Consider the following 14,337-nt stretch of genomic DNA (forward strand, 5'->3'; position numbering starts at 1 on the left):
TTCAGCGGCGCGCTCACCAGGACTACCGTGAGCACCACAGCGTCACCGCGGTCCGTCCGCGATCCGTCCGCTAGCAGGGAGAGAACCGTCATGGCCCGCACCCCAGAACCCTCCGACCCGCGCCCGTCCGTCCCCGGGGACGCCGAGCGGACCCCCGCCCCGGACGCGTCGGCCGCGGACCGCCCGGCGCCCGGCCGGGAACCGGCCGTCCGGCAGCAGGTGGGCACGGACCCCGCACTGGACGAGCACCAGAAGCAGGGCATCTCAGGGGCCATGTGGACGGCCCTCATCCTCGGCCTGCTGATCTTGATCCTGCTGCTGGTCTTCATCCTGCAGAACAACGTCCCGGCGGTCTTCAACTACATGGCCTGGGAGTTCAGCCTCCCCCTCGGCGTCGCCATGCTGCTCGCGGCGGTCGCCGGCGCCCTCATCATGGGGCTCGTCGGCTCCGTCCGGCTGTTCAAGCTGGGCCACCGGGTGCGCAGGCTCGAGAAGGAGCGCGCCGACATCAAGCGCGCCCTGCGCTGAAACGCGTCGCGGCGCCACGGCCCGAGCGGCACCAGGCAGTAGCCTGACAGCACCCCGAACGACAGGACGGATCCCATGAGCTCCCCCGCACCCCCCGACGACCGCCCGGCGCCCGAGGACAGCGAGGCGATCGCCCCCGCGACCGTCGTCGACCTCACGAGCGGCACCGCCCACATCACTCCCGTGCTCGTCGACGGCGAGGCCCGCTACGCCGTGGACCTGCCCGACCAGCCCCTGGACGACGACGACGTGGCCAGCCTCGCCGTCGCACTGCAGGTGGCGCAGTCCGGCCCCGCCGTCCTGGTGGACGTCGAGGAGTACCTCGAGGCGGCGGCACCGCCGGAGGACGGCACCGCCCACCAGCTGTAGGCGCCGCGGTGCGCTGCCGCGGCAGCGCACCGGCCCCAGCGCCCGGGTGCGGTGCGTGGGAGCGCCGCGCAGAGCACGGACGAGCCGGAGAACGCACGCATGGGGCGCACACCCTGGCGGCCGGCTCCCCCGCGCGCCGACGATGGTGGTGCAGACAGGGAGACCGTCGCGGAGTCGTGGACGGCGCGGACCCAGGGCGTGGGACCGAGCCCCTGTCGCAGCACCACCGACGGGGGGAGACACGTTGGACGACATGTCGGCAGGGACGGACCTGCGCGCGCCCATCGCGCCGAGAGGTGCACCGGAAAGGCACAGGCTCTCGGTGCTCGTCCGGATCGATCTGGACGGCAGGCACGTGACCCTGGTCGTCACGGGCCTGCTGACCGGCACCAATCAGCAGGCACTGGCACCGCTCGCGGTCCGCGCCCGGGCGCTGTTCCCCGAGTCGGACGTCGCCGTGGACCTGCACCAGGCGCACGAAGCGGAGCCCGAGGCAGTGGACCTCCTGCGCTGGAGCCTCGACGACGTGCAGCCGGTCACCGGACCGGTGCGGATCACCGCGCCGGCCCGCCCCCGGGTGGTGCGGTCGGAGCGTTCTCGGGCCGGAGGCACACCATGAGCACGTGGACCGCCGAGGCAACGGTCAGGACGACCCGCAGGGTGGACGTCTCCGCGCTCGGAGCCCTGAGCCGGATCGTCGCGACGGCGCACTGCGTCGCCCGGAGCAGCGGGGCCCAGGGCGTCTGCCTCCGGATGGCCGTGGAGGCCGGGACGAGGGCCGGTGCGTACGGCACGGCCCTGTCCCTGCTGGCCACCCAGGTGCTGCCGCACCTCGAGGGAGCGGATCTCACCGATCTGCGCATCGTGGCCGACGACCCCGTCCCGGCCCCGGGGACGGAGACCGTCCACCGCCCCGTGCCCACGGCTCCGTAGGAGTCTCGGCCGGAGTCTCCCGACGCACCGTCCGTGCGCGCCGGGGTACGTGGAGGACGCGATCGGCCTTCGGTTGCTACCGGCCGTTCCCGGCGACGGCGAGCACGCTGCGGATGCGGGACAATCGTCGTGTGGACGATCTGCACGTGCCCCCGGGCCCTGGAGCGCCCCGCGGCCTCACGGTGCCGGCGGGAGAGCTGGTCGAGCGGTTCTCCCACGCCTCGGGGCCGGGCGGTCAGGGCGTGAACACCGCCGACAGCAGGGTGCAGCTCTCCCTCGACCTGGCCACGACGACCGCGCTGAACGACGTCCAGCGCGAGCGCGTCCTCGACCGGCTCGCCGGGAGACTCGCGGGCACCGTGCTCACCGTGAGCGCCGCCGAGCACCGTGCGCAGCGGCGCAACCGCACTGCGGCCAGAGAGCGACTCGCCGCGCTGCTGCGCGAGGCCGTGGCCCCGCCCCTCGCCCGGCGGCCGACCCGGCCCACGTACGGCTCGCGGCGGCGACGGCTCGAGGGAAAGCGGCAGCGCTCCGAGACCAAGCAGCAGCGCAGGCGCCCCGGCCCGGAATGACCCACGCCGGGGCGCGGACCGTCCGCCCGGGTCAGACGTTGAAGCGGAACTCCACCACGTCGCCGTCGCGCATGACGTAGTCCTTGCCCTCGATCCGGACCTTGCCGGCGGCCTTCGCCTCGGCCATGGACCCGGCGGCGTCGAGGTCCTCGAAGGACACGATCTCGGCCTTGATGAAACCGCGTTCGAAGTCGGTGTGGATGACGCCGGCGGCCTGCGGGGCGGTGGCGCCCACGGGGACGGTCCAGGCCCGGGACTCCTTGGGCCCGGCGGTGAGGTAGGTCTGCAGCCCGAGGGTGTGGAAGCCGGTGCGGGCGAGCTTGTCGAGACCGGCCTCGTCCTGCCCGGACATCTCCAGCATCTCCTGGGCCTCCTCCTCGTCCAGCTCCACGAGCTCGGACTCGAGCTTCGCGTCGAGGAACACGGCGTCGGCCGGCGCCACGAGCTCGCGCAGCTGCTGCTGCTTCGCCTCGTCGCCGAGCACGCCGTCGTCGGCGTTGAAGACGTAGATGAAGGGCTTCGCGGTGAGCAGGCTGAGGTCGCGCAGCTGGTCGACGTCGAGCTTCTCCTTCTCGGCCGCCCCGAAGATCGTGTCCCCGCGCTCCAGGATCGTCTGCGCCTGCTGCATGGCGGCGAGCTTGGCGGGGTCGGCCTTCTTGATCTTGACCTGCTTCTCCAGACGCGGGATCGCGTTCTCGAGGGTCTGCAGGTCGGCGAGGATCAGCTCGGTGTTGATGGTCTCCATGTCCGAGGCGGGGTCGACCTCGCCGTCGACGTGGATGACGTCCGGGTCGTCGAACGCGCGCACCACCTGGGCGATGGCGTGGGCCTCGCGGATGTTGGCGAGGAACTGGTTGCCCAGCCCCTCGCCCTCGGACGCGCCCTTGACGATGCCGGCGATGTCCACGAAGGACACGGTCGCGGGCAGGATCCGCTCGGATCCGTGGATCTCCGCGAGCCGTCCCAGCCGGGGGTCCGGCAGGTTGACCACGCCGATGTTCGGCTCGATGGTCGCGAACGGGTAGTTCGCCGCCAGGACGGTGTTGCGGGTCAGCGCGTTGAACAGGGTGGACTTGCCGACGTTGGGCAGTCCGACGATTCCGATAGTAAGAGCCACGGGAGACCATCCTACCGGCCGGGCCGACCGGCACGCCCCGGCGGCCTCCGGGGGGCCGGCGGCCGGTCTCCCGGGCGTGTCGTGGGCCGCAGGGCTTCCGGCACGGCGCCCGGTGGAGCAGAGTCGGAGCATGAGCTCCTCTCCGGCCTCCCGCACTTCCCCGCACGCGCGTCCTGCCGACACCCCGGGCGACTCCCCGGCCGTGGACGTCGCCGGCGTCCGGAAGGGCTTCGGGCGCGGCGGGCAGCGCGTCCGGGCCGTGGAGGGCGTCAGCCTGCGCGTGGAGCGCGGCGAGGTGGTCGCGCTGCTCGGGCCCAACGGAGCCGGGAAGACCACCCTCCTCGACATGGTCCTGGGCTTCACCGATCCCGACGACGGCACCGTGCGCACCCTGGGTGCCGCGCCGCGGGAGAGCGTGCGGGCCGGGCGGATCGGCGCGGTGCTGCAGACCGGGGGGCTGCTCGACGACCTGTCCGTGCGGGAGACGGTCGCCATGGTCGCGACCCTGCACCGGGACCCCCTGCCCGTGGACGAGGCCCTGGCCCGGGCGGGGGCCGCCGGGTTCGCGCGGCGGAAGGTCTCCAAGTGCTCGGGCGGGGAGCAGCAGCGGCTGCGCTTCGCCCTGGCCCTGCTGCCCGAGCCCGACCTGCTGGTCCTCGACGAGCCGACCGCCGGGATGGACGTCGGCGCCCGGCGGGAGTTCTGGGCCGCGATGCACGCCGAGGCGGAGCGGGGCCGGACCGTCGTCTTCGCCACCCACTACCTCGACGAGGCCGAGGAGTTCGCCGCACGCACCGTGGTGCTCAAGGCGGGCCGGGTGGTCGCGGACGCCGCCACCGCCGAGGTCCAGGCCCTGGCCGGTCACCGGGTGGTCAGCTTCCGCTGGGACGGGCCCGGGCCCGTCGTCGTCCCGGGGGCGGCCCCGCTGGAGTCCGTCGGCGGGCGCCGTCGGCTCACGGGCCCGGACACGGACGCCATCGCCCGGCACCTGCTCGCGACCCCGGGCGCGAGCGAGCTCGAGATCACCCACGCCGGGCTCGAGGAGGCCTTCCTGGGCCTCACGGCCGACTGACCGCGACCGCAGGACCCGCCCTCGCCCCCGTCCCGGCCCGCCCGTCCCCGTCCCCGTCCCCGGAGGTTCCGCAGCATGAGCATCGCCTACGCCGCCCACGACCTGCGCCGCAACGTGCGCATGGTCGAGAACACGTTCTTCATCGTGGTCCTGCCCGCCGTGCTGTACGTGATGTTCACGGCGCTGGGGGACTTCTCCGACCTGCCGGTGGGCCACGGCAACGCGGGCGGGTACAACATGATCTCGATGGCGGTGTACGGCGCGGTCGTCGCGACCACCTCGATCGCGGGCTCCGCCGCCGTGGAGCAGGCCCGCGGCTGGGGCCGCCAGCTCGGGCTGACGCCCGCGCCGCGGCACGGGTACGTGCTGGCCAAGGTGGCCGTGGCCCTGGCCATGGCCGTGCTGCCCGTCGTCGTGGTCTACGCCGTGGGCGCCCTGACCGGAGCCGAGCTGGGCGGCTGGCGCTGGGCCGCCACCGCGGCCCTCGTCGTGGCCGGCTCCTCGGTGTTCGCCCTCTACGGCCTGGCGGCCGGGCTGCTGTTCCGCTCCGAGTCCGCGGTCAGCGCCGCCTCGGGGCTGCTGGTGGTGCTCAGCTTCTTCGGCAACCTCTTCGTCCCGCTCACCGGGGTGATGCTCGACATCGCGCGCTTCACCCCGCTCTACGGCCTCGCCGGCCTGGCCCGCTACCCGCTCGTGGAGGGCGACGTCGTGGCCACCAGCGGGCCTCCCGTGGAGTCGGACCCGCTGTGGGCACTGCTGCTCAACACCGGGGTCTGGACGGTGGTCTTCGCCGCCGTGGTGCTGCTGGCCGTGCGCCGCACCACGGTCCGCCGGTGACCTGGCGGCGGGCGGCGCTCCCCGGAGCGTGGTGCTGAGCGCCGCTGCCGTGCGGTGTCCGGCCGGCGTGCCACACTGCTGGGCATGACCGTCAGCCTCGTCGTCGTCCTCGTCCTGCTCGCCCTGCTCGTGGGCGCCCTCCTGGGCGCCGCCGTGGCGCGGGCCCGTGCCGCCCGGGACGCGCGGGCGGCGGAGGAGGAGCGGACCGGCCTGCAGGCCGAGCTCGCCGCCGTCCAGGACCGGCTCGTGGACCTGGCCTCCGAGCGGGCGGCCGCCGTCGAGGCGCGCGCCCAGCTGGAGGACCGGCTGCGGGACGCCGACGCCCGCTCCGTGCAGGACAACAACGTCCTGCGGGCCCTGGCCCCGGTGGCCCACCAGCTGCGCTCGGTCGAGGAGCACGTGAGCGCGCTCGAGCGGGACCGCGCCGAGCAGTACGGGGGGATCACCCAGGCCCTGGCCCACACCCGCGAGGTGGGCGACCACCTGCGCACCGCGACCACGTCCCTGTCCTCCGCGCTGCGCTCGGGCTCCGCGCGGGGCACGTGGGGCGAGGTGCAGCTGCGCCGGGTGGTCGAGGCCGCCGGCATGACCGCGCACGTGGACTTCCGGGAGCAGGTCGCCTCCAACGGCACCACCGCGGACGGCGAGCGCAGCGCGATCCGCCCGGACATGGTCGTGCACCTGCCGGGAGGCCGCGACATCGTCCTGGACGCCAAGGCGCCCATGACCGCCTACCTGCGCGCCCAGGACGCCGAGGACGACGCCGGGCGCCGGGCGCAGCTGGCCGGCCACGCGAAGGCCGTGCGCGGGCACGTGGACGCGCTGGCCGCCAAGAAGTACTGGGAGGCGCGGGATTCCTCCCCCGAGCTGGTGCTCTGCTTCCTGCCCGCCGAGTCGGCGCTGTCCGCGGCCCTGGACGCCGACCCGACCCTGCTGGACCACGCCGCGAGCCGCAACGTGGCGCTGGTCTCCCCGGTCTCCCTGCTCGCCTCGCTCAAGGCCGTGGCGTTCACGTGGCGGCAGAACGGGCTCACGGAGAACGCCAAGGAGCTGTTCGACCTCTCCCGCCAGCTCTACGAGCGGCTGGGCACGGTCGGCAAGCACCTCGACGACATGGGCCGGTCGCTGCAGAAGTCCGTCGAGACCTACAACCGGCTGACGGGATCGGTGGAGACCCGGGTGTTCCCCACGGCGCGGCGGATCAACGACCTCGACCCCACGCTCGCGGAGGACGACCGGCTCAGCACGCGGCCGCTCGTGGTGGCGCCGCGGCCGCTCACGGCACCCGAGTTCACCGAGCTGGGCGAGGGCCGCGCCGCGGGCTGAGCCCCGCGGCGCCGGTCCGGGTCAGCGGGTGGGGCGGGCCCCGCGGCCGCCGAGCCGGTGGGAGGTGTCCCCGGCGGCGGTGAGCCGGGCGCGCAGCTCCTTGGGCAGGGAGAACAGCACGTCCTCCTCGGCGGTGACGACCTCCTCGACGTCCCCGTAGCCGTAGTCGGCGAGGAGGCGCAGCACGTCCTTGACGAGGACCTCCGGCACGGAGGCGCCGCTGGTCACGCCCACGGTGGCGACGCCCTCGAACCAGGACTCGTCCACCTGGTTGGCGAAGTCCACGCGCTCGGCGCGGCGGGCCCCGTACTCGAGGGCGACCTCCTTGAGCCGCACCGAGTTCGAGGAGTTCGCCGAGCCCACCACGATCACGAGGTCCGCGTCCGGGGCGATCTTCTTGATCGCGGTCTGCCGGTTGGAGGTCGCGTAGCAGATGTCGTCGCTGGGCGGGTCCTGCAGGGAGGGGAAACGCTCGCGCAGCTTCTGCACGGTCTCCAGGGTCTCGTCCACGCTGAGGGTGGTCTGCGACAGCCAGACGACCTTGTCCGGGTCGCGGACCACGACCCGGTCGACCTCGTCGGGGCTGTTCACCACCTGGATGTGCTCGGGGGCCTCGCCGAAGGTGCCCTCGACCTCCTCGTGGCCGTCGTGGCCGATCAGCAGGATGTCGAAGTCGCTCTTCGCGAAGCGCACGGCCTCGCGGTGCACCTTGGTCACCAGGGGGCACGTGGCGTCGATCGTGTGCAGGTCGCGGGACTTCGCGGAGTCCACCACGGCCGGGGAGACGCCGTGGGCGGAGAAGATCAGCAGCGACCCCTCGGGGACCTCGTCGGTCTCCTCGACGAACACGGCGCCCTGCTCCTCCAGGGTGCTCACCACGAACTTGTTGTGCACGATCTCCTTGCGCACGTACACCGGGGCGCCGTAGTGCTCGAGCGCCTTCTCCACCGCGATGACCGCGCGGTCCACGCCGGCGCAGTAGCCGCGGGGGGACGCGAGCAGGACCTTCTTCGGCCCGGTCACGGGAGCGGCGGCGGCCACGTCCTCGGGGGATCGCCGGGAACGGGGGACGGTGGGCATGGTGAGCGCAACGGTGGTCGGCATGGCCTCCATGCTACGCGGTGGGGCGGGACCGGCGCCGTGATCCGCCCGACACCAGGATGGCCCCGACGAGGCCCACGACGCCCGTGATCCCGGCCGCCCAGGCGGCCGTGACCATCTGTTCGCCGAGGGAGCCGCTCAGCAGGACGACGACCCGTTCCCCGGCGAGCCGGACCACCGGGTCGGACCCGAGCATGCCGGAGGCCCGCTGCACGCCCTGCTCCACGAGCAGCCACACGGCGCCCAGTCCGGCGAGCGAGCCCAGCCCCAGCACGGCGAGCACGGCGAAGCGGTGCCGGGCCACCAGCAGCGCCAGCAGCGCGAGCACCCCGGCGGTCCAGGTCAGCGGAACGGCCAGGTCGGTGAGCCGGGTGCCGGCCTCGATCAGGCGGCCGGTCCGGGAGCCGGGGACGGTCACGGTGCTCTCCCGGTCGGCGAGCCCGAGGTCCACGCCCGCGGTCCGGTCCAGGGCCGCGTCGACCTCCTGGAGCATCGGCCCGAGGTCGAGCACGAGGTCCCGGGGCGGCTCCGCCACCCCGCCGTCGGCGGGGACGTTCGCGGCGTGGGTGCGCTCCAGGCTCTGCGTCCACGCGCGCTGGTAGGCCGGGTCCGCCGTCAGGCCCACGGCGATGTCCGCGGCGCGGCGGGTCAGGTTCTCCAGCGTCCGGTCCAGGAAGCCCACGCCGGTGGCCCGCTCCCCCAGGATCCGGTCCGTGGCCTGCCCCACGGCGGTGCGGGCCAGCTCCTCCTGGAAGGGCCGGTCCTCGGCGAGGGTGCCCACGGTGCGGGTGAAGCCGTCGCGGGAGACCACGGTGTCCTGGGCCCAGTGCAGGGGCACGAGCAGCGCCACGAGGGACGCGGTGGCCAGGCCGAGGACGGTGCCCAGGCCGGTGCGCAGCGCGGCCGTGGCGCGGCGCCGGGAGTCGCGGGCGGGAGCGGGGGGTGCGGAGGAGCTCACGGCTCCACTGTACGCACGGACGGCGCCCGTGCGCGGCTGTCCCCGCCGGGTGGTAAGCATGTGCCATGACGTATCTGGAGCCGCAGCAGGACGCGCCGGCGGACCGTGAGCGGGAGCTGCCGTCGCGGGCGGACCGCACCACCCCGGAGAACCCGTGGCCGCTGCGGATGCTCTCCGAGAACCTGCACGCCTACATCGCCCGCTGCTCGCCGACGTGGGTGGAGGGCCAGATCATCGAGCTCAACCGGCGCGCCCGCGTCACGTACGTGACCCTGCGGGACGTCGACGCCGAGATCTCCGTCCCCGTGACCCTTTTCGCCAACGAGACCGCCCACCTGGACCGGCCCCTGGAGAAGGGGATGCGCGTGGTCGCCCAGCTCAAGCCCGACTTCTGGGCCAAGACCGGCCGCCTGTCCATGCTGGGCCGCGGCATCCGCCCGGTGGGGCTGGGGGACCTGCTGGAGCGGCTGGAGCGGCTGCGGCGGGCGCTCGCCGAGGAGGGGCTCTTCGACGCCTCGCGGAAGAAGCCGCTGCCGCTGCTCCCCCGCCGGGTCGGCCTCGTCACGGGGCGCAACTCCGACGCCGAGAAGGACGTCGTCCGCAACGCGTCCCTGCGCTGGCCGGCCGTGGACTTCGAGATCCGGGAGGTCGCGGTGCAGGGCTCCGGGGCGGTGCGCGCCGTGACCCAGGCGCTGCGCGAGCTCGACGGGCTGCCGGAGGTGGACGTCATCGTGATCGCCCGCGGCGGCGGCTCCTTCGAGGACCTCCTGGCCTTCAGCGACGAGTCCCTGCTCCGCGCCGTGGCGGCCGCCCGGACCCCGGTGGTCAGCGCCATCGGGCACGAGAACGACCAGCCGCTGCTCGACTGGGTCGCCGACCTGCGGGCCTCGACCCCCACGGACGCCGGCAAGCGGATCGTCCCCGACGTCGTCGAGGAGCGCGCCGGGGTCGCCCGGGCGCGGGCGGGCCTGGACCGGGCCGTGCGCGGCTTCCTGGACCGGGAGGGCGCCGGCCTCGCCGCCGTGCGCTCCCGGCCCGCCCTGGCCCAGCCGGAGGACATGATCCTGCTCCGGGAGGAGGACGTGGACCGGTGGCGCACCCGGGCGCTGTCGGCCGTGGACGCCCGCACCCTGCGCGAGCGCGACGCCGTGCGCTCCCTGCGCGCCCGGGTGCGGGCGCTGTCCCCGCAGGAGACCCTGCAGCGCGGCTACTCCGTGGTCCTGGACGCCTCCGGCGCCGTGGTCACCGACGCGTCCGCCGTGCGCGCCGGGGACCTGCTGGGGGTCCGCCTGGCCGCGGGCGAGCTCGGCGTGCGCACCGAGACCGTCTCCGCCCGGCGCCCGGGCGAACGCCCCGGTCCCTCCTGACCCTCCGGGGCCCCGACGCCCCGACCGTTGCCCATCCCTTCCGACCGAGAGGCGCCCCCATGGAGAGCACCGACCACCCCGCAGCACCCGACCTGTCCGACATCGCCGGCCTCGGCTACGAGCAGGCCCGCGAGGAGCTCGTGCAGGTCGTCTCCCGGCTCGAGGCCGGGGGCACGTCCCTCGAGGAGTCCCTGGCGCTCTGGGAGCGCGGCGAGGCCCTCGCCACCCGCTGCGAGCAGTGGCTCGACGGCGCCCGCGAGCGGCTGGACGCCGCCCGCACCCGGCGCGCGGACGCCGACGGCGGGAGCGGTGCGGGCGAGGAGACCGCCGGGCGCGGCTGAGGCCCCGGCCCGGCAGGAGTCAGAGCTCGGCGAGGCGCCGGCGGGCGTCCTCGACGTCGTAGCCGGGATCCGGCCAGTCGAGCCGCAGGCCCGCGAGCGCGCAGATCAGCAGGTCCTGGACCACGGCCCGGGCGTACCACTTGCGATCCGTGGGCACCACGTACCAGGGAGCGTGGTCGGCGTCGGTCGCGTCGATGGCCCGCTCGTAGGCCGCCATGTAGGTGTCCCACCGGCTGCGGGCCTCCAGGTCCGAGGGGTCGAACTTCCACTGCTTCGTCCGGTCGCCGATCCGGGCCAGGAGGTTCTCGCGCTGCTCGTCGAGCCCCAGGTGCAGGAACACCTTGACGAGGACCACCCCGTCGTCGGCGAGCTCCTGCTCGAAGTGCCGGATCTCGGTGTAGCGCCGCTCCAGCTGGCGGTCGTCGAGCACGTCGTGCACCACGGGCACCAGCACGTCCTCGTAGTGGGACCGGTCGAAGGCGCCGATCACCCCGGGCCGGGGCAGCTGCCGCCGCACGCGCTGCAGGAAGTGCTGGGAGGCCTCCTCCTCGGTGGGCCGGCCGAAGCCGTGGGTGTGCACCCCGTGCGGGCTGAGCCCGCCCAGGACGTGCTGGATGACCCCGCCCTTGCCGGAGGTGTCCATGCCCTGGAGCACGAGCAGCACCCGGTGCCGGGCGCCCACCGTGGCGTTGGCGTAGATCTGGCGCTGCAGCTCGGCCAGCTCGGCGTCCCGGGCGGCGCGCAGGGCGGTGCCGAGCTTCTTGTCGCCCGTGAACCCGGGGGTGGAGCCGGTGTCCACGGCGTCCAGGGACAGGCCCGGCCGGGCGCGCAGCAGGGGCCGCACGTCCTGCTCGAAGCCCGTGACGGGGACCTGGTCGGCGGCGCTCATGCGGAACCTCCTGGAGATGCGGGGCGGGCCGCGGTGCGCGGCCCGCCGGTCACTGGCGGTAGTTGCTCAGGAACTCCTCGATCCGGTCCAGCGCCGTGGCCAGCATCTCCACGGACGGCAGGGTGACGAGCCGGAAGTGGTCGGGCTCCGGCCAGTTGAACGCCCGGCCGTGGCTGACGAGGATCTTCTGCTCCTTGAGCAGGTCGAGGGCGAACTTCTCGTCGTCGACGATGTTGAACTTCTCCACGTCGAGCTTGGGGAACAGGTAGAGCGCCCCGTCGGCCTGCCGGCAGGACACGCCGTCGATCTCGTTGAGCCGCCGGTGGGCGAGGTCGCGCTGGGCCTTGAGCCGCCCGCCGGGCAGGATCAGGTCGTTGATCGACTGGTAGCCGCCGAGCGCGGTCTGGATCGCGTGCTGGGCCGGGACGTTGGCGCACATCCGCATGTTGGCGAGCAGCTTGATGCCCTCGATGAAGCTCTCGGCCTTCCAGTTGGGCCCGGTGATGGCCAGCCACCCGGCGCGGTAGCCGGCCACCCGGTAGGCCTTGGACAGCCCGGAGAAGGTCAGGCACAGCACGTCCTCGCCGGTGAGGGTCGCGGTGTTGACCATCTCGGCGTCGTCGTAGGTGATCTTCTCGTAGATCTCGTCCGAGAACAGGATCAGCTCGTGCTCCGCGGCGAGGTCCACGATGGTCTGCAGCACCTCGCGGGAGTACACCGCGCCGGTGGGGTTGTTCGGGTTGATGATCACGATGCCCTTGGTCCGGGGCGTGATCTTCGCCGCGAGGTCCTCCAGGTCGGGGTTCCAGTCGTTGTCCTCGTCGCACCGGTAGTGCACGGGGGTGCCGCCGGACAGGGCCACCGAGGCCGTCCACAGCGGGTAGTCCGGGGAGGGGATGAGGATCTCGTCGCCGGGATTGCACAGCGCCTGCAGCGTCATCGTGATCAGCTCGGAGACGCCGTTGCCCAGGTAGACGTCGTCGGTGTCGAGGTTCATGATCCCGCGCGTCTGGTAGTACTGCACCACGGCCGTGCGCGCCGAGTAGATGCCGCGGGAGTCCGAGTAGCCCTGGGCGTTGGGCAGGTTCTTGATCATGTCCACGAGGATCGCGTCGGGTGCCTCGAAGCCGAAGGGCGCGGGGTTGCCGATGTTGAGCTTGAGGATCCGGTGGCCCTCCGCCTCCATGTGCTCCGCCTGCTCCAGCACGGGGCCGCGGATGTCGTAGAGGACGTTCTTGAGCTTGTCGGACTGCTTCACCACTGACATGCGGTACACCTTACCCCCGGGTCCCGCGCCGTCCGGGGCACCGTCCGGTGCGGTGCTCAGGTGTCGTCGCCGCCCTCGAGCCAGTACCGCGCCGCCTCCTCGGGCGTGTACGGGTCCCGGGCGGAGGTCATCCGGGTCATCAGCACCAGGTCCTCGGTGCCGATCTGCGCGCTCAACGCGTCGACGACGTCCGCGGCGCCGTCCGGCAGGTCCTCGGCGGCCACGGGGAGCACGCGCTGCGGGACGAAGTTGTTGAGCGGGTCGGCCAGGACCACGAGTGCGTTGTCCTCGATCGCGGGCGACGCCGTGAACAGGGCGGCGGCCTGCACCCGGTCCTCGAGCAGCGCGTCCACGAGGTCGGCCTGCTCGCCGAACGGCACGAGCCTGCCGGGCATGCACTCGTAGGCGTCCTCCAGGCCCTCCGGGCCGTAGGAGCGGCCCGCGAAGTCGAGGTCGGTGCCCAGGGCCAGCTCGGCGCAGACCGGGCCCAGGTCCTCGAGGTCGGTGAGCCCGTGCTCGACGGCGGTGGGACGGGTCACGACGACCGCCACCGTGTTCTCCGCCGGGGCCGGCTCGAGGACCTGCAGCCCCTCGGGCAGCACGTCGCGCACCCCGGCCAGCACGTCGTCGGCGTCGGCGCGCTCCTCCCCCAGTCCCAGCAGCTCGGAGAGGTCCTCGGCGAGCCCGCCGTCCTCGGCCTCCGGGCTGGGCGTGGGGGTGGGGGTGGGGGTGGGGGTGGTCCCGTCCGTGGCCGTCGCGGTCGCCGGTTCCACGGGGGCCCGGCCGCGCAGGTACAGGTAGAGGTTGCCCGAGTAGTCCGCCGCGACCTCCACGTCCCCCCGTTCGAGGGCCCCGAGGTAGTCGGCGCGGTCGGTCCCGGCGTCCACCACGCTCGCGTCGAAGCCCGCCTCCCGCAGCCGCCCGGCGTAGACGTGGGCGAGCACGGCCGTCTGGCCGGTGGGGCCCGCCGCGATCCGGACCGGTTCCGCCGCGGGGGACGTCGCGGCGGGCAGGGGCGGTTCCGGTGCCTCGCCGCCGCACCCGGTGAGCGCGGCGGCGGCGAGCAGACCGGCGGTCGCACGACGGCGGCTCACCGGTCCCGTCCCGGTCCCGCGGGGTCCGCGGCCACGAGCCCGGCCAGTTCGAGGCCCACGGGCACGAGGCTCACCAGGGGCAGCCCCGGCAGCGCCGCCAGGGGGAACCAGCGGGCCTCGTCGGAGGACCCGTCCAGCTCCGAGGTGAGCGTCCCGCCGGTGATGTGGGCCCGGTAGATCACGCGCAGGGCGTGGAAGGGGCGGTCGCGGCCGTCCAGCCGCTCCCCGGCGTCCATGTGCCGGCTGTGCACGCCCAGCAGCTCGTCGAGCTCCACGGTGAACCCCGTCTCCTCGTGCACCTCCCGGAGCGCGGTCTGCGCCGGCTGCTCCCCCACCTCCATGCCGCCGCCGGGCAGGCTCCACGCCCCCCGCAGCGTGGGGCGGCGGGGGTTCCAGTGGCTGAGCAGCACCGCCCCGTCCTGGACGATGACGGCGTAGGCACCCACCCGGGTGTCCATGGGGAAACTCATGCCCCCATTCTAGGAACGCCGCCCGCCGGGCGCTGCACGAGCGCGTGGACCAACATTGTTAGAAGAAGTTACAGAAGGAATTCAGCGTGTTGCAGA

The 14,337-nt window shown here is 73.9% G+C and carries 17 protein-coding genes; 10 read left to right on the forward strand and 7 right to left on the reverse strand.

All coding sequences use genetic code 11. From position 1 onward, the window contains the following. Positions 1 to 90: 90 nt before the first annotated feature. From ACFU0Y_RS04095 to arfB, 5 genes are all read left to right on the forward strand, one after another. Positions 91 to 528 carry a lipopolysaccharide assembly protein LapA domain-containing protein gene (locus ACFU0Y_RS04095; protein ID WP_380213171.1) on the forward strand — a complete coding sequence of 146 codons (438 nt, stop codon included), beginning with the start codon at positions 91 to 93 and terminating at the stop codon, positions 526 to 528. Between the two features lie 75 nt (positions 529 to 603). Then, positions 604 to 897: a hypothetical protein gene (locus ACFU0Y_RS04100; RefSeq protein ID WP_380213172.1), complete on the forward strand. Its 294-nt coding sequence runs from the start codon at positions 604 to 606 to the stop codon at positions 895 to 897. A gap of 322 nt (positions 898 to 1,219) precedes the next feature. After that, positions 1,220 to 1,516, forward strand: coding sequence for a hypothetical protein (locus ACFU0Y_RS04105; protein ID WP_380213173.1), 297 nt, complete (start codon positions 1,220 to 1,222; stop codon positions 1,514 to 1,516). Continuing rightward, positions 1,513 to 1,830, forward strand: coding sequence for a hypothetical protein (locus tag ACFU0Y_RS04110; protein WP_380213174.1), 318 nt, complete (start codon positions 1,513 to 1,515; stop codon positions 1,828 to 1,830). The genes ACFU0Y_RS04105 and ACFU0Y_RS04110 overlap by 4 nt, the downstream gene beginning before the upstream one ends. 131 nt (positions 1,831 to 1,961) lie before the next feature. After that, positions 1,962 to 2,402: an alternative ribosome rescue aminoacyl-tRNA hydrolase ArfB gene (gene arfB / locus ACFU0Y_RS04115; RefSeq protein ID WP_380213175.1), complete on the forward strand. Its 441-nt coding sequence runs from the start codon at positions 1,962 to 1,964 to the stop codon at positions 2,400 to 2,402. Positions 2,403 to 2,433: 31 nt separating this feature from the next. On the opposite strand, the gene ychF is transcribed toward arfB, so the two are convergent. Beyond that, positions 2,434 to 3,519 (reverse strand): redox-regulated ATPase YchF, encoded by a 1,086-nt coding sequence (ychF, locus tag ACFU0Y_RS04120; protein WP_380213176.1) that lies wholly within the window; start codon positions 3,517 to 3,519, stop codon positions 2,434 to 2,436. A 130-nt stretch (positions 3,520 to 3,649) separates the two neighbouring features. Between ychF and ACFU0Y_RS04125 the strand changes: the two genes are divergently transcribed. The 3 genes from ACFU0Y_RS04125 (at position 3,650) to ACFU0Y_RS04135 (ending at position 6,754) form a co-directional block, all read left to right on the forward strand. Beyond that, positions 3,650 to 4,591: an ABC transporter ATP-binding protein gene (locus ACFU0Y_RS04125; RefSeq protein ID WP_380213177.1), complete on the forward strand. Its 942-nt coding sequence runs from the start codon at positions 3,650 to 3,652 to the stop codon at positions 4,589 to 4,591. A 75-nt stretch (positions 4,592 to 4,666) separates the two neighbouring features. Then, the gene (locus tag ACFU0Y_RS04130; RefSeq protein WP_380213178.1) at positions 4,667 to 5,428 is read left to right on the forward strand and encodes an ABC transporter permease; all 762 of its coding nucleotides are present in this window, start codon (positions 4,667 to 4,669) and stop codon (positions 5,426 to 5,428) included. 84 nt (positions 5,429 to 5,512) lie between these two features. Then, positions 5,513 to 6,754 carry a DNA recombination protein RmuC gene (locus ACFU0Y_RS04135; protein WP_380213179.1) on the forward strand — a complete coding sequence of 414 codons (1,242 nt, stop codon included), beginning with the start codon at positions 5,513 to 5,515 and terminating at the stop codon, positions 6,752 to 6,754. 21 nt (positions 6,755 to 6,775) lie between these two features. Here ACFU0Y_RS04135 and ACFU0Y_RS04140 read toward each other — a convergent pair whose 3' ends face one another. Continuing rightward, positions 6,776 to 7,858, reverse strand: coding sequence for a 4-hydroxy-3-methylbut-2-enyl diphosphate reductase (locus ACFU0Y_RS04140; RefSeq protein ID WP_380213180.1), 1,083 nt, complete (start codon positions 7,856 to 7,858; stop codon positions 6,776 to 6,778). Positions 7,859 to 7,868: 10 nt separating this feature from the next. Continuing rightward, the gene (locus ACFU0Y_RS04145; protein ID WP_380213181.1) at positions 7,869 to 8,813 is read right to left on the reverse strand and encodes a hypothetical protein; all 945 of its coding nucleotides are present in this window, start codon (positions 8,811 to 8,813) and stop codon (positions 7,869 to 7,871) included. A 65-nt stretch (positions 8,814 to 8,878) separates the two neighbouring features. Here ACFU0Y_RS04145 and xseA point away from each other — a divergent pair, with 65 nt between their 5' ends. Continuing rightward, entirely contained in the window at positions 8,879 to 10,180 is a 1,302-nt protein-coding gene (gene xseA / locus ACFU0Y_RS04150) for an exodeoxyribonuclease VII large subunit (protein WP_380213182.1), read from the forward strand. A 59-nt stretch (positions 10,181 to 10,239) separates the two neighbouring features. Beyond that, positions 10,240 to 10,521, forward strand: a complete 282-nt coding sequence (locus ACFU0Y_RS04155) for an exodeoxyribonuclease VII small subunit (protein ID WP_380213183.1) — start codon at positions 10,240 to 10,242, stop codon at positions 10,519 to 10,521. Positions 10,522 to 10,540: 19 nt separating this feature from the next. Here ACFU0Y_RS04155 and ACFU0Y_RS04160 read toward each other — a convergent pair whose 3' ends face one another. From ACFU0Y_RS04160 to ACFU0Y_RS04175, 4 genes are read right to left on the reverse strand one after another with little or no spacing between them, the layout of a single operon-like run. Beyond that, positions 10,541 to 11,410 (reverse strand): PPK2 family polyphosphate kinase, encoded by an 870-nt coding sequence (locus ACFU0Y_RS04160; RefSeq protein WP_380213184.1) that lies wholly within the window; start codon positions 11,408 to 11,410, stop codon positions 10,541 to 10,543. A gap of 49 nt (positions 11,411 to 11,459) precedes the next feature. Further along, positions 11,460 to 12,677, reverse strand: coding sequence for a pyridoxal phosphate-dependent aminotransferase (locus tag ACFU0Y_RS04165; protein WP_380213185.1), 1,218 nt, complete (start codon positions 12,675 to 12,677; stop codon positions 11,460 to 11,462). 56 nt (positions 12,678 to 12,733) lie between these two features. Beyond that, on the reverse strand, positions 12,734 to 13,771 hold the full coding sequence (locus tag ACFU0Y_RS04170) for a glycine betaine ABC transporter substrate-binding protein (protein ID WP_380213186.1): 1,038 nt from the start codon (positions 13,769 to 13,771) through the stop codon (positions 12,734 to 12,736). Next, the gene (locus ACFU0Y_RS04175; protein WP_380213187.1) at positions 13,768 to 14,241 is read right to left on the reverse strand and encodes an NUDIX hydrolase; all 474 of its coding nucleotides are present in this window, start codon (positions 14,239 to 14,241) and stop codon (positions 13,768 to 13,770) included. Before ACFU0Y_RS04175 ends, ACFU0Y_RS04170 begins: the two co-directional genes overlap by 4 nt. Positions 14,242 to 14,337 lie beyond the last annotated feature (96 nt).

Source organism: Kocuria sp. NPDC057446 (assembly GCF_042802875.1).
Taxonomy (GTDB): Bacteria; Actinomycetota; Actinomycetes; order Actinomycetales; family Micrococcaceae; genus Kocuria.

Excerpts from the sequence above, each read along its gene's own strand:
- ACFU0Y_RS04095 (WP_380213171.1), top strand. The coding sequence starts at position 91 with ATGGCCCGCACCCCAGAACCCTCCGACCCGCGCCCGTCCGTCCCCGGG.
- ACFU0Y_RS04100 (WP_380213172.1), top strand. The coding sequence starts at position 604 with ATGAGCTCCCCCGCACCCCCCGACGACCGCCCGGCGCCCGAGGACAGC.
- ACFU0Y_RS04110 (WP_380213174.1), top strand. The coding sequence starts at position 1,513 with ATGAGCACGTGGACCGCCGAGGCAACGGTCAGGACGACCCGCAGGGTG.
- ACFU0Y_RS04125 (WP_380213177.1), top strand. The coding sequence starts at position 3,650 with ATGAGCTCCTCTCCGGCCTCCCGCACTTCCCCGCACGCGCGTCCTGCC.
- ACFU0Y_RS04130 (WP_380213178.1), top strand. The coding sequence starts at position 4,667 with ATGAGCATCGCCTACGCCGCCCACGACCTGCGCCGCAACGTGCGCATG.
- ACFU0Y_RS04135 (WP_380213179.1), top strand. The coding sequence starts at position 5,513 with ATGACCGTCAGCCTCGTCGTCGTCCTCGTCCTGCTCGCCCTGCTCGTG.
- ACFU0Y_RS04140 (WP_380213180.1), bottom strand. The coding sequence starts at position 7,858 with ATGCCGACCACCGTTGCGCTCACCATGCCCACCGTCCCCCGTTCCCGG.
- xseA (WP_380213182.1), top strand. The coding sequence starts at position 8,879 with ATGACGTATCTGGAGCCGCAGCAGGACGCGCCGGCGGACCGTGAGCGG.
- ACFU0Y_RS04155 (WP_380213183.1), top strand. The coding sequence starts at position 10,240 with ATGGAGAGCACCGACCACCCCGCAGCACCCGACCTGTCCGACATCGCC.
- ACFU0Y_RS04160 (WP_380213184.1), bottom strand. The coding sequence starts at position 11,410 with ATGAGCGCCGCCGACCAGGTCCCCGTCACGGGCTTCGAGCAGGACGTG.
- ACFU0Y_RS04165 (WP_380213185.1), bottom strand. The coding sequence starts at position 12,677 with ATGTCAGTGGTGAAGCAGTCCGACAAGCTCAAGAACGTCCTCTACGAC.
- ACFU0Y_RS04175 (WP_380213187.1), bottom strand. The coding sequence starts at position 14,241 with ATGAGTTTCCCCATGGACACCCGGGTGGGTGCCTACGCCGTCATCGTC.